This is a genomic window from Bacillus sp. SH7-1, from assembly GCF_008042405.1.
In the GTDB taxonomy this organism is placed as follows: Bacteria; Bacillota; Bacilli; order Bacillales; family Bacillaceae_G; genus Bacillus_A; species Bacillus_A thuringiensis_N.
In genome coordinates, this window is record NZ_QNUD01000015.1 from 200,611 (window position 1) to 212,638 (window position 12,028).

Here is a 12,028-nt window from a genome sequence, read left to right on the forward strand (position 1 = left end):
TTTCATTTCTTTATACGTTTTTTAACATAAATACCCATAAGAACGTTAACGATTGTTGTAATTCTGTAGGTAGTTGACCTAACATCCTCTCATTTACTCCGCGCTTATATACCCCGATACCATCTACAACTTCAAAACCTTGTTCTTTCGCTAACTGTTCAAATTCCCAAGGCATCATCGTATTACAAACAACGCCCTTGCCATATAAACGAGGATAACTGTTCTCTCGTGGTTTTGCTGTTGGTCCTAAAATTGCAATACATGCATATCCATCTCTTTGTAAAACACGCTTAATCTCATTTAATGCTCGTAATGGCTCCTCGGTCCATTCTAAAGAATTAATTGCCATAATTGCTTCAAATTGTTCATTTTCAAATGGTAAGGAAGAAAGATCTCCTTTTATAAAAGATAAATTTGGTCCTTCTCCGCGCTCCTTCCCTTTTTGAATCATCACTTCTGATAAATCTACACCAACTGCTTTATATCCCGTGCGACTTAATTTATATGTACCGTATCCATCACCACAACCAACATCTAGCACTTGCGCTTCTTTCTTCACATATTGTTCAAAAAATGGAATAATTGTACTCCTACTCCCGCTGTCCCACATCTCCTGACTATTTTGGTTCCAAAATTCTGCACTACTATCCCATTTTTTCTCTGCTGACTCATGCCAATTAAATTTCGTCATGCACTCCCCTACCTTCACGTTTTATCACTCATTTCATTCTACATCATTTTCCAAAATTCCTGTTTTATCTTCATAAGGAGATGTACATGCTAACGACGGAATCTTTATTCTCCAATTTTTGCTTTACTTGGGTTTAACTCATACTCATGTTCTTCTCTTTATGAAAGATACTATAGGTACACCCAATTGAAGGAGAGGGATGTACATGCGAAGAAAGAGAAATCATCATTTTAAAAGTGGTGAAAAAAACGAAGAGTATGCAGCTGAAATATCACCAGCTGGCATTCCAATTAGACATAAGCGTAAAGAAATTGCAAATGAAATAGAAGGTACAAATACCGGTGCAATGATAGGCTATGTCGCTTTATTTCTTTCGCTTTTCTCAATTGCATTTTATCCGGTTACACTCGGCTCTCTTGCGATTTTAGTCGGCTTATTAGCTGTCAATTTCGGAGCAAGAACACTTGGATATACAGCAATTGGCTTTGGTAGTTTTTCTGTTTTATTCACTTTATTTTATCCGCTTGCTTTGTCAGCGTTTTAAAAAAAACACACCAAGTTATACTTGGTGTGTTCATTCGTGATACAACATAATATGACCGCATCCACAACAATGTTTTGCTGTAATTTCTTGAAACACTGGATAATTTTCTTCATCCCTATGCTCAATAAACACCTTTTCAAATCGATACATATTTGGTGCATACGCCCAATCTTGTTTTGTACGTGCATATAATGTAGAAGAGAAAAACTCCTCACCACCGCAAACAATACATTCCGTCTTCATTATTACCCCTCCTATGCTTGTCTTACTTCATCTATATGAACATAAGCATAAGAAAAAGACCTTCTATTACTAGAAAGTCTTCTCTGAAACAAAAAGAAATGTACCAAACATTCCTACTCCGCTATATTCTTTCGTAACACCAGCTTCTGTCTTAAATGTTTGCTTTACAGTCATAAAGAATACACCGTTTCGTGCATCTGTACTTTCAAATTTTAGTTTTTCTTTTTTACCATCTACATTTTGTGTGCATTCAAAACTACTCTCGTCACATTTCAATGCATACTTATCTTCTAGATACAATTTAAAATCTGATTCTTTCGGACAAGTTATAAGTAAAATCGCCACAAGAATAATACTTATAATACCCACAATTGTATAATACTTCTTCATTTGTACTCCTTTCAAAAGACAAGAAAACTTGACTGCATGCGCCAAGTTTTCTTAGTCCACAACCCATTGCCACTCTTGCTCTTTCTTATCAAAAATGAGCCATCCTGTCTCTGTTGCTTCTTCTTTTAATTCATCGATATTATCTAGCACTTCATCCGTACTTTCATACGAACCCACTACATATACCGGAATTTCAAGACCCCTTCTTGACTCAATTTTCCCTGCTAGATCAATATAAAGACCATCTTCCATTAGTGGAATAAGTCCCATAATCACTTCTTTTGAAATCGCTGGGAAAATTTTTGATTTTTGGAAGAAAGTAAAACGTTTCTTACCGAAAGCACCGAGTTTATAAGGAATGACTTTACTTAACATCCCTACAAAGTCAGCGATTCTACGATAATACACTTTGTTGTACCATCCATCATCATGTGAAAAATAAACAAATCTATTTTTCAATAACGGAAAGAATGTTCTTGCAAGTGGTTCTTTTTTGTGAGCCAAATATAAAAGCTCTGCAATTTCTTTTGGCTCTAATTCATCTAAATCGCTTGCATCATCAAAATCTACCCAACAAAATTCATCAAATTCATCAATCTCTGCTTGAATTAACTTATGTATATTTTCTTCCTCAACATATTCAAATAAAGTATGATAATGAAAATCTGTCCATTCAAAGTTATGCTTCAAAAGCAACACTTGATGGAGCGGTGAAGGGATGTTACTTGCAAACTCTTTAAACGTAATTCCTGATGTAATAAAACAATGACCTCGACGATTACCATTAATATATATCATATTCTTTACTTGGTCAGATCCTCCAGACAAAGCACCTAGCCACCTTCGTTTTATATGTTTCAATTCTATAGCATATTTTAACATGAAAAATTTTAGAAACATAGAAAAAACTTCAAAAACTATTTACAATTTCATGAGTTTTATTACATAGTGATTACAAGAAAAAACACCTGCTCGCGAGCAGGCGTTTTTAAAGGATTTCATCTGGGTTTTGAGGGTGATGATTTCCCTCTTTCTTTTCATCTTTTTGGAACATCGATTGAATTTTATCGATTGTTTGTGGAGCTAATTCAATCATTTTTTCCGCTAAATGTGTCGCATTTTGTAAATGAAGAATATTTACTCCATCTTTATTCACCACAAGAAATGCTACTGGTGTAATAGAAACACCACCCGCGCTACCGCCACCAAATGCAGGGTTACCGTTCGCTCTTTGCCCATCATTCGTTTGGAAATCAGAACCTCCTGCTCCAAAACCGAACGCTACTTTAGAAACCGTTAACACTACACCACCGTCAGCCGTTTGAACAGGCTCTCCAACAATCGTATTTACATCGACCATTTCTTTTAAATTTTCCATTGCAGCTTTCATTAACCCTTGAATTGGATGTTCCACCGTTCATAACCTCCTTTGTCATATCTTTCCTAGTTTTTCCGAAAGTTTGTGAACTAAACATAAAATTTTATATTGATTTCAAAAAACTTAAGTTGTAATATTCAGAAAAATAAAAAGGTATCGATTCATTGCTGATACGAAAATTAATAATGAAAAATCATGAACAAGTATTCGCTTCGCTTACCTAAAAGAAGAAGTTGCTCTTAACTTATTTATTATTGGAGATATAAAATCTTTCGGTTATGAAACAAACTTCAAGATCTGTGGGGATATTTAAAAGGAATGGACCATTAAAGTCAATTTTACTCCGCTTCCATGATTCATTTATACCCTATAGTAAAGAAGAATTTGTTACCTTTCATTATGAGGCACTTCTTTCCGCATATAAGCCGCTGGAACTCTCTGGTAAGTCACAACTATTATTGAACGATTTGAAACTGTTTCAAATATACAGCTAGGTGCTAAAAATGAAATGTATTTTTGTGAATGTCTGGATGACAACAACTTACCTAACACACCAATTCATAAAACAATTAAACTTGTTTCACTAGATGATGTAGAGCGCATTATGCAATTGCGGAGTAACATCATTAAATTTCATACAAGATTAAACTGATGAGGAGCACACACTCTTAGGAAATCACCAGTATTTTTGAAAAAGCCACGTTAAGAGCCGGCAAGATTTCATACAGTTTTTTTGCTAATGCAGTAACAAACGAGAACACTAAAACCTAAGCTAGGATAGAAATACATAAAAAGTTCCATAAAATTATATAAAAAGAAAAAGGCAGATTCCTTTTGAGGATAGGGTTTCTCCTTGTGTGCTTGCTACCAATCATGAGACGTTATGTTAATTGAGTATGAACACAATATACAATAAAAATCCCTCGTTTTTTCTTCTTATCACATGATAAAATGATTATAAGTGATAAATGTCGAAATAATTAGAGAATACAAAAGGATTGATTACATGAAAAAAGGATTAGGATTACTTGTAACTATAATAATTGAAGCTGAGATTGTATATAAACTATCTAAGATCTTAAAATGGAGTTTTATTGATTTAACTTTCTTCGCTGGAATATGTTTTGTTATTATTACATATTACTTTAGCAGTAAAGGTGGATTTTCTAGCAACAGTGTTCGCCTTCAAACTCAAGCTAGATTGGGTATTAAAGTAGAGGAAGAAAAATTTGAATTACGTGTAGATCCTATTTTAATAGGATCTATTATTTATACAGTATTATCTTTAATACTTGTAGTAATAAGTTATTGGGGTTACTTTATCAAATAATTTTCACTTCCAATAACGATAATTATGTAAATAAGCTGTCCAAACGGATGGCTTATTTTATAACAACCCAGCTGCTGGACGAATTTATAAACGATTAGGATTTAAAGATATTAGGATGCGGACGATGTATCGATAATAAAAAGCTTTGTTAGCTTAATTACGATACTTTAGAGGTTTGAGACGTATAATGAGAAATGTTTTTGTTCAATACGTTTGTTGATCCCGTTCACTCTTAATGATGTTTATCGTTATCCATATTTCACCCTACATCTTATTAATGGTAAAATTATTTCTGCATTTCCAAGACAAGGTCAATAAAATTAATTTTTTGAAGGAGAAAATAATATGGATTACAAATTCGAATTACTTAGTACAGGTAGCTTAGTTATTAGACTACAAAAAGAATTCGATATTTTAGAAGCTTTTTTAAATGTGGAGGTATCCACATTCGGTGATTGGATAGCAGAAACTGTAGATAAAGTTTTAAACGAAAAAAGTCATCATGAAAAAATAAGTGCGAATATTTTTGGGGCAGATGTTCGAAGAGATAAAACTGTTATATTTAATAAGTATGATGAAGATGAAATCGAAATCCCTCTTCAAATAGCAACTATTACATTAAGAAATCTAATAGATATTTGGTTAAATGAGCATACAAAATTAATAAGTGAAAAAAATAATAATTAAATAATGTTACATATATTACAAAAAGACCGCCTGTAATAGGCGGCTTTTTTCATTAAATTAACACACATTCACATACTTATCACTAGCTGTAATATAGAACACTTGCCAATAACTAGCTACATACTTTTAACTGATACTCCATACAATCTATCTCTATTTTGCCCTTTTCTTTTTTCGATTTTTAAATATAATCTCTAATACTACTACTGTGGTGAATCCTACAGTTAGTTGTAAACCTGTAATCAGCAGTTTATCATTTAGAGGGATATCAGGTACACTCCACAGTAGTACCAGAGGAATAAGTATACCTATGATTACAAGAGTTCTCATTATCTTTCCCATTTTGTTTCCTCTTTCGTATTTTTAAAATCTATATGTATTTTCCAACCACTTTACAATTCTACTAATTTCTCACGTAGGACTAATTCACTCTCAGTCATATATCCTCTATGCATTTCCTCTACAATCTTATCATGATTAAAACATAATACTTTTTCATCACCTAGATAGCCCACTGGATAAGGAACACCTACATAATCAAAATCACGTTTATCTGCTGAAATGATCATTCTTCCAATAACCATAACAGGTTAGTTTAAATCTTTTAGCTTTACAACTGAACCAATCGGGAAAAGCTTCATCGTCATTCTCCATTCTTTTTAGATATATTCTTCGACTTGTTACTCAAAATTTCTAATAGATAGGAAATTCCAATACCTATTCCACCAATAATTAATGCTGCAATAGCTGTTAAAAACCTTTTTCCCATTGACTGTGGAAAAAAGAATGAAGAAAAAAATAACACCATGGTAAAAATACACATCAAAATACGTCCTTGTTTAAACATGTGTGCTTACTCCTTTTTTTCAGGTCTCAAGAACAAACCTCCTCCGAAACCTTTATGGGTTACCCCTCTCAAAATTGCTCTTAATAGATATTATTATCATGATGATTTCTCCCTATTGTATTAATCTTATTTATGTTTAAATTTACTATACATTCGTTCATAAAATTTGTTAGTCCCAAGTGCACATGCTCCTAAAATAAGAACACCTATAATAAAGCCAGTCTTTTTAGGTAATTCATAAGGAGACATTATAGCGACTACAAGAAATATAGCAATTGCAACATATGTAATATATTTTCCAGCCTTAAATGGTTGCATATTAATATGCTCCTCTCTTAATCTCCAATTTTAATGGTACCACCTATCCCATAACCCTCTCTAACGTATAATCCCGTTTCTTTCCCTAATTAATATCGGATTATCCCTATCCTTTTTCAAACTTTATTATTGTTTAAATTTGTTATGTATTCGTCCTACCACTTTATTCGCTCTCAAGGAAATGGCCCCTAAAATTAAAACAAAAATAATAAGAGCAATCTTTTTAGGTAAGCTATATGGCAATAACATAGAAAATATAAGGAGTATCACAACTGCAACATATGTAATATACTTCCCCGCTTTAATTGGATCCATCTCAACTTTCCTCCTTTGTTTTTTCGACTTTTATAAATCCTCCAAGTCCAAATGCTTCTCCAAAGTACGCACCTGTCTCTGCACCTAATTGTACTTTAAAACCAGCTGTACCTAGTCCTGCTTCTCCCTTTGCTATCACATCATGGTCTCCTATAAATGGAATGAAATCTGGAATATGTAAAATATTCACTTCCGCTTCATACTTGTTAGTCGTAACTTCTGTTGCAAGATTCCATACAGAACGAAAAATCCCCCTCAAAAAAATCTCGCATTTCACTAGATCCATCAAATCCCCCCTATATAAGAGTCATTAGGAGTTAAATCCCATATACAAAATGATTATATAGTCGTTGGCATATGTGCATACCCAGATTATCGCAGAGCAGATATACTTCGTTTATATTACATAAAATGATTCGGGACTTTACAAATGAAGGCCGAACACTTCGCTTATTTTATAACAACCCAGCTGCTGGACGAATTTATAAACGATTCGGGTTTAAAGGTATTGGGATGTAAACGATGTATCGATAATTAAAAGCCGATTTAAAATCGGCTTTTATACATACTGTGCTATTCCAGCTTCAAAGGCTTTCTTATCATTATTTAGTACACCAAATAATGCCTCTTGAAGCGCAAATGTACTCTTATAAAAATACATTCGCTCCTTTACTGTTTCTAAATTAGGATAATAAGCTTCAAATAGTTGTAAAAACTCTTCTCCATAACTACCTAATATCCCCGCAAGGTCATAAGCGGGATCTCCAATGCTCGCCCCACCAAAATCTATGACCCCTGAAATATTCTTTTTTGTTGCACTATATAAAATGTTTGTCATGCCAAAGTCCCCATGAACAAGACTAGGAGTAAAGTTAAAATGACTACTTTCATTTAAATATAACTCAAACGATGTTGAGACCTCTTTTCTCGCTACATTTCTCATGAATGGATAAACATGTTCTTTTAATTGGCTATATAAACTATTTATTTCTGAATACATATCAGTACTATCACATTGCATAATACCTTCGAATGTAGATAACGGAATTTCATGCAACTCTTTTAAAAATCTCGCCAATGTGCACGCAAGTTTCTGTAATTGCTTTTCATCATTTATTTCTGTAAAAACATTTTTCCAAAACGGGTCTCCTTCAATCATCTCATAACCTGCAAATACTTTCCCTGTTACTTCATTTTGAAACCCTTGATAACTTGGATTGGGAATTTGAAGCGTAATGAAGGGTCTTATTTTCTCTAGTAACTGTGTTTCTATTCGAAGTTTCTGAATACCTTTTTCATATTTCGGAAACCGGAATACTATATTATCATTTACAATTAACACATCATTATTTTGACCTATTTCATTTATATAAACAGAATTTATTTGTAATTCAGGATACAATCTTTGTAAATACGCAACATACTCATTTTCTTTTCTCATTCTTTCTCTTCTCCCGTTCAAACTATTATTCTCACTTCAAAGTCATAATTACCTGTCTTTCAACAAAACCAAACTCTTCGTACATCTCTTTTGCAAAATTTCCAGCAAATACATTCAAACGAATTTCTGAATAATTCTTTTGTAATTCCTTAATACCAGCCTCCATTAATTTTCTTGATAATCCTTTCCCGCGGTACTCTGGAAAAACATACAATTCGTATATAAACCCTAGTTTTTCATGAGAAAAATAGTCCGTATTTTCCCCTAATAATATCCATCCCATTACACTGTTTTCTTCTTTAACGACTAAATAATACGCTCCTTTTTCTACAATCGGTCTTGTAATTTCAATCGCTTTCTCTGTATTTAACCGACAATTTCCCCTCGTACCTTCAAAAAGCGATTGAGCTGCATATTGTATTATTTCGTCCGTTTCTTCCCGGTTTGCCTTTTCTATCATTTTTCACAACTCTCCTCTTTAATAGGCATTAATATCGCTCGTTCAAGATCCTCCGCTTCCATAACAATTGCCATCAATCCCTTTTCCGTACTCGTTTCATGAAATTCGCCCTTCTCCCAAAACACAGCTTGTCCCACTTCCACCTTCACTTTTTCTTTATCTGCTCCACATACATATCCTTCGCCGTCCACAATAAGAAGCAGTTGCGATACAACTGCTTCATGATATCCAATTATTCCATTCTCTTTTAAATGCATAGCACCGATATGTATATTCCCTTCATGATTTAATATTTTCGACATTATGAAATTAGATTGAAATGCTGTGATTTGCTTTCCTACTTTTTTACTAAAATCAAAAATCTTCACTTCTAGTCCTCCTTATACGTATAAAACCATCCTTACTGTCTGCATCATATGACCTTCAAAATCTTCTTCAAATTCCTCTAATTGCGCAAAACCTTTCGCTTCATAAAAACGTTTTCCTTTTTCATTCGCTGCTTCTACATGAATGTATAGTTTCCGAATTCCTTTTAATACCGTTAGCCCTTTTTGTAATAAAGCACTCCCTATCCCTTTCCCTTGCTGATCTGGCAACAAATAAATTGCTCCTAATTCTGCTTCGTTTTGTAGTCTAACGGGTGAGAAATTCGCAAAGCCAATTACTTCTCCCTCTTCTTCCGCAACGAATAAATGTGTATTTTCAAGACGATATTTCATTTTTTCGTCAGAATATGCCTCGTCTAAAAAGCTGTCTTGAATCTCTCTAGGAATAATACCTTCGTATGTATCATGCCAAGCTATTTTCGCTACTGATTGTACGGCGTGAATGTCTTCTTGCTTCATTTCTCTAATTACATAAGTCATCTCGATGTCTCCATTCTCTTTAAATTATATTCTGCTAATATACTAGAAGAAATGGCAGAACCATTTTCATAATTCACCTTAATTAATTTTAATTTTTCAATTGAAGCTGTTGCAAAATCAAATTTTTCATATATATATTCCATTACACGTAAAAACTGATTTGTATGTAACCTATTTGCAATCGTACAATGCGGAACCCACTTTTCCGGTACGTAATATGAATTCGGGTTATCATGAAAATTTTTAAAATAATCATGATAAGAATGATGAAGTTTTAACAATTCATCGGTAACAGTCGGTGCTAGAAAGACCGTTCCATTAGTAGGAAAAACTCCAACAGAAGGAAAAGTTACTGGGGCCGTATTTTCTTGAACAGCTACAAACTCCCCTAACTTCTCCGTGTATAAATGAACATCTAACTCATTGTAATCAGCTAACGTAATATGAGGTTCTACTCCGGCTAATTGATTTGTGCCAATGATATTTGTTAATTCATTTTGCAATTCTGTAATTTTATTAGTAAACACACGATCAAATGTAGCAATAATAGCGTGCATACCTCTTCACCCCTTTGTTACACATAGCGCTTCCCATTCTTCACGAATTATTCCCATTCGAATAGAATCATAGTACGTTCCGTTATAATAACGGCAGTTGCGCATTCTACCTTCTAAAGTCATTCCTATTTTCTCAGCCACTTTCATCATTCGTTCATTACCAGACCAAGTCGTGAGCCCTACTCTACCAATCTCCATCTTTTCAAATAGTAAATCTCGATATAGAGTTAAAGCTTCTGTACCGTAGCCACCATTCCAGTAAGTTGGATTATAAATGACAATTCCCATCTCCAACCAACGCGTCGGTTTATGCTCCCAATAAAATCCGACCGCCCCTATAATTTGACCGTTATTTTCTATGATCAAATTGGATAGAGGTTCTTCTTTTAAACGGGTTTGCATCTTCTCTTTATAAGGCATATATTCTTGCATCGAAAATGGAAAATAAGGTGCGTCCCATTTTTTCCATTCTGGATTTTCTTCTTTAAATACGAGATTCCATAATGGTTTTATATCTGATTCTTCAATTGTACGAATTGTAACTTTATCCCCTTTTAATATTACGTTTTGCATAATTCCCTCCTACAATCCTCTTTATTTCATATATAATTATAATATTTTTTCAGAAAAATCAAAACCAATATCATTTATTATATTGTATAATTTTGTTATAAGGTATCAATTAAGGTACGTCACCATTACTTAGTTAATAAAAAATAGGAGGTTACATCCCTCCTATTTCAGCTAAATATTTTCTTTTTCGTCTTTTCTATCTCAACTAAAATCCCTTTCTCTATCCAACCTTCTACTCCATCTTTTTTAATTAAATCATAGCCTGAGCAGCTACCATCAATAAGAGAAACAATTTCACCTTTTCTTACGCTTATTTGCGCACAAGAAATATCGGTTTTCACTGTGTATTCACCTGAATCAAGTTGCCTAATGTATTCATCTTTCACATAAAGTAATGTATTCGTTTCCTTTTGCTTGCATATTGTGTAATCTTGCATCTTCTCCATCGGCTCTATGTAATAATGTGGATAGGTAACCCCACCCTGCATTGTTGCATCGGCAAGAAAATCTGCTATTACTTCATACTCTGGAAAATAATCTACATATGTATAAGAAAACGCATCACCTGCACTTGTCCTCTGTATGATAAATGCATTTAATTGCCCTGCCTCTTTAATCGCATTTCCACCGTCAATTGCAATAATCTTTTTTTCCTTATCAATAACTGGATTGTTAGATGGAGCTTCAACAGAGTAGTTTACAACAGGCCAATGCCCGACAACTACATACTTATTTGCTCTATGTGATTGATTGAAAAACTCCGGCATTGCTATCGCATTTTTTCGTTCTGTTTCTTTCCAATCCTCTCTATCTTCAAGGCCAGCATGTACAAAGATATAATCCTCAGTTTCAATAGCTGTTGGTAATTCTGTTAGCCACTTTATTTCTTTTGAGAAATGGCTCATCAATATGTTTTTCACTTCACAAATATCACTTTCTTCATTAATGATAACATTCAATTGCGCTAGCCATTCATTAAAAATTGTATTCTTTCGCGTACACAAATAATTTATTAACGCAGGATTTTCATTTACAAGCGCTTCAACTACAACCTCACAATTCCCTTCAATTACATAAACATTCGGCTTGCTAACTACTAGATCCATCACATAGTTTATGACGCCAATACTATTTCTCCCTTTCTCACAAAGATCACCATTAATAATTAAATAATCTTCATCTTTAAAATTAACTTTATGTAGTAATTCCTTAAAAAGATCTAATTCTCCATGAATATCAGAAATAATGATGACTCTTACATCATTTGGTATGGATAATTTCTTTATTTTTTCCAACTATAAACGCTCCTAACATTCTCTATATTCTCTTGTTAATTTCTAATATTCGACAAATTATATTACTAGACCTGTCCCTAGCTCAAATCTGAA

General features: G+C 33.5%; 21 protein-coding genes and 3 pseudogenes. 6 read left to right on the forward strand and 18 right to left on the reverse strand.

Translation table 11 applies throughout. The features are described from left to right. Positions 1-10: 10 nt before the first annotated feature. Positions 11-691, reverse strand: coding sequence for a class I SAM-dependent methyltransferase (locus DN390_RS14820; RefSeq protein WP_147807692.1), 681 nt, complete (start codon positions 689-691; stop codon positions 11-13). 205 nt (positions 692-896) lie between these two features. On the opposite strand from DN390_RS14820, the gene DN390_RS14825 reads away from it, so the two are divergent. Beyond that, positions 897-1,235, forward strand: a complete 339-nt coding sequence (locus tag DN390_RS14825; RefSeq protein ID WP_001253198.1) for a hypothetical protein — start codon at positions 897-899, stop codon at positions 1,233-1,235. A 30-nt stretch (positions 1,236-1,265) separates the two neighbouring features. On the opposite strand, the gene DN390_RS14830 is transcribed toward DN390_RS14825, so the two are convergent. From DN390_RS14830 to ytfJ, 4 genes are all read right to left on the reverse strand, one after another. After that, a complete protein-coding gene (locus DN390_RS14830; protein WP_060630608.1) occupies positions 1,266-1,478 on the reverse strand; it encodes a hypothetical protein in 213 nt (70 codons plus the stop codon). 69 nt (positions 1,479-1,547) lie between these two features. Then, complete coding sequence (locus tag DN390_RS14835) at positions 1,548-1,868, reverse strand: hypothetical protein (RefSeq protein WP_060630607.1); 321 nt, start codon at positions 1,866-1,868, stop codon at positions 1,548-1,550. Positions 1,869-1,919: 51 nt separating this feature from the next. After that, positions 1,920-2,696, reverse strand: coding sequence for a hypothetical protein (locus tag DN390_RS14840; RefSeq protein ID WP_060630606.1), 777 nt, complete (start codon positions 2,694-2,696; stop codon positions 1,920-1,922). Positions 2,697-2,856: 160 nt separating this feature from the next. Beyond that, positions 2,857-3,282, reverse strand: a complete 426-nt coding sequence (gene ytfJ, locus DN390_RS14845) for a GerW family sporulation protein (protein ID WP_060630605.1) — start codon at positions 3,280-3,282, stop codon at positions 2,857-2,859. Positions 3,283-3,413: 131 nt separating this feature from the next. Between ytfJ and DN390_RS31165 the strand changes: the two are divergent. The 4 genes and pseudogenes from DN390_RS31165 to DN390_RS14865 form a co-directional block, all read left to right on the forward strand. Then, a pseudogene (locus tag DN390_RS31165) lies at positions 3,414-3,886 on the forward strand (GNAT family N-acetyltransferase); the annotation flags it as partial. A gap of 366 nt (positions 3,887-4,252) precedes the next feature. After that, the gene (locus DN390_RS14855; protein WP_060630604.1) at positions 4,253-4,576 is read left to right on the forward strand and encodes a hypothetical protein; all 324 of its coding nucleotides are present in this window, start codon (positions 4,253-4,255) and stop codon (positions 4,574-4,576) included. Between the two features lie 52 nt (positions 4,577-4,628). Then, positions 4,629-4,712 (forward strand): annotated as a pseudogene (locus DN390_RS31765) (GNAT family N-acetyltransferase); the annotation flags it as partial. Between the two features lie 209 nt (positions 4,713-4,921). Beyond that, positions 4,922-5,263 (forward strand): hypothetical protein, encoded by a 342-nt coding sequence (locus tag DN390_RS14865; RefSeq protein WP_147807693.1) that lies wholly within the window; start codon positions 4,922-4,924, stop codon positions 5,261-5,263. Positions 5,264-5,416: 153 nt separating this feature from the next. Here DN390_RS14865 and DN390_RS14870 read toward each other — a convergent pair whose 3' ends face one another. The 6 genes from DN390_RS14870 to DN390_RS14895 all read right to left on the reverse strand — a co-directional run bounded on the left by DN390_RS14870 (position 5,417) and on the right by DN390_RS14895 (position 7,029). Beyond that, positions 5,417-5,605 carry a hypothetical protein gene (locus tag DN390_RS14870; RefSeq protein ID WP_147807694.1) on the reverse strand — a complete coding sequence of 63 codons (189 nt, stop codon included), beginning with the start codon at positions 5,603-5,605 and terminating at the stop codon, positions 5,417-5,419. Between the two features lie 50 nt (positions 5,606-5,655). Next, the gene (locus DN390_RS14875) at positions 5,656-5,847 is read right to left on the reverse strand and encodes a DUF4176 domain-containing protein (protein WP_060630601.1); all 192 of its coding nucleotides are present in this window, start codon (positions 5,845-5,847) and stop codon (positions 5,656-5,658) included. Between the two features lie 59 nt (positions 5,848-5,906). Then, on the reverse strand, positions 5,907-6,110 hold the full coding sequence (locus tag DN390_RS14880) for a hypothetical protein (RefSeq protein WP_147807695.1): 204 nt from the start codon (positions 6,108-6,110) through the stop codon (positions 5,907-5,909). Between the two features lie 126 nt (positions 6,111-6,236). Next, positions 6,237-6,428 carry a hypothetical protein gene (locus tag DN390_RS14885; RefSeq protein ID WP_098608547.1) on the reverse strand — a complete coding sequence of 64 codons (192 nt, stop codon included), beginning with the start codon at positions 6,426-6,428 and terminating at the stop codon, positions 6,237-6,239. Positions 6,429-6,554: 126 nt separating this feature from the next. After that, the gene (locus DN390_RS14890; protein ID WP_098608546.1) at positions 6,555-6,743 is read right to left on the reverse strand and encodes a hypothetical protein; all 189 of its coding nucleotides are present in this window, start codon (positions 6,741-6,743) and stop codon (positions 6,555-6,557) included. 1 nt (position 6,744) lies between these two features. Further along, positions 6,745-7,029 (reverse strand): hypothetical protein, encoded by a 285-nt coding sequence (locus tag DN390_RS14895; protein WP_255289870.1) that lies wholly within the window; start codon positions 7,027-7,029, stop codon positions 6,745-6,747. A 57-nt stretch (positions 7,030-7,086) separates the two neighbouring features. On the opposite strand from DN390_RS14895, the pseudogene DN390_RS14900 reads away from it, so the two are divergent. Then, positions 7,087-7,262 (forward strand): annotated as a pseudogene (locus DN390_RS14900) (GNAT family N-acetyltransferase); the annotation flags it as partial. A 40-nt stretch (positions 7,263-7,302) separates the two neighbouring features. Here DN390_RS14900 and DN390_RS14905 read toward each other — a convergent pair. The 7 genes from DN390_RS14905 to DN390_RS14935 form a co-directional block, all read right to left on the reverse strand. Continuing rightward, a complete protein-coding gene (locus DN390_RS14905; RefSeq protein ID WP_098608545.1) occupies positions 7,303-8,184 on the reverse strand; it encodes a phosphotransferase family protein in 882 nt (293 codons plus the stop codon). A gap of 31 nt (positions 8,185-8,215) precedes the next feature. Next, positions 8,216-8,644, reverse strand: coding sequence for a GNAT family N-acetyltransferase (locus tag DN390_RS14910; RefSeq protein ID WP_098608544.1), 429 nt, complete (start codon positions 8,642-8,644; stop codon positions 8,216-8,218). Next, positions 8,641-9,012, reverse strand: a complete 372-nt coding sequence (locus tag DN390_RS14915) for a cupin domain-containing protein (protein ID WP_147807696.1) — start codon at positions 9,010-9,012, stop codon at positions 8,641-8,643. Before DN390_RS14915 ends, DN390_RS14910 begins: the two co-directional genes overlap by 4 nt. Before the next feature lie 12 nt (positions 9,013-9,024). Then, positions 9,025-9,510, reverse strand: a complete 486-nt coding sequence (locus tag DN390_RS14920; protein WP_060630594.1) for a GNAT family N-acetyltransferase — start codon at positions 9,508-9,510, stop codon at positions 9,025-9,027. Continuing rightward, positions 9,507-10,067, reverse strand: a complete 561-nt coding sequence (locus tag DN390_RS14925) for a 2'-5' RNA ligase family protein (RefSeq protein WP_147807697.1) — start codon at positions 10,065-10,067, stop codon at positions 9,507-9,509. The genes DN390_RS14920 and DN390_RS14925 overlap by 4 nt, the downstream gene beginning before the upstream one ends. A gap of 6 nt (positions 10,068-10,073) precedes the next feature. Further along, on the reverse strand, positions 10,074-10,640 hold the full coding sequence (locus DN390_RS14930; protein WP_147807698.1) for a GNAT family N-acetyltransferase: 567 nt from the start codon (positions 10,638-10,640) through the stop codon (positions 10,074-10,076). Between the two features lie 167 nt (positions 10,641-10,807). Then, positions 10,808-11,935, reverse strand: coding sequence for a metallophosphoesterase (locus DN390_RS14935; RefSeq protein WP_147807699.1), 1,128 nt, complete (start codon positions 11,933-11,935; stop codon positions 10,808-10,810). Positions 11,936-12,028: the final 93 nt, after the last annotated feature.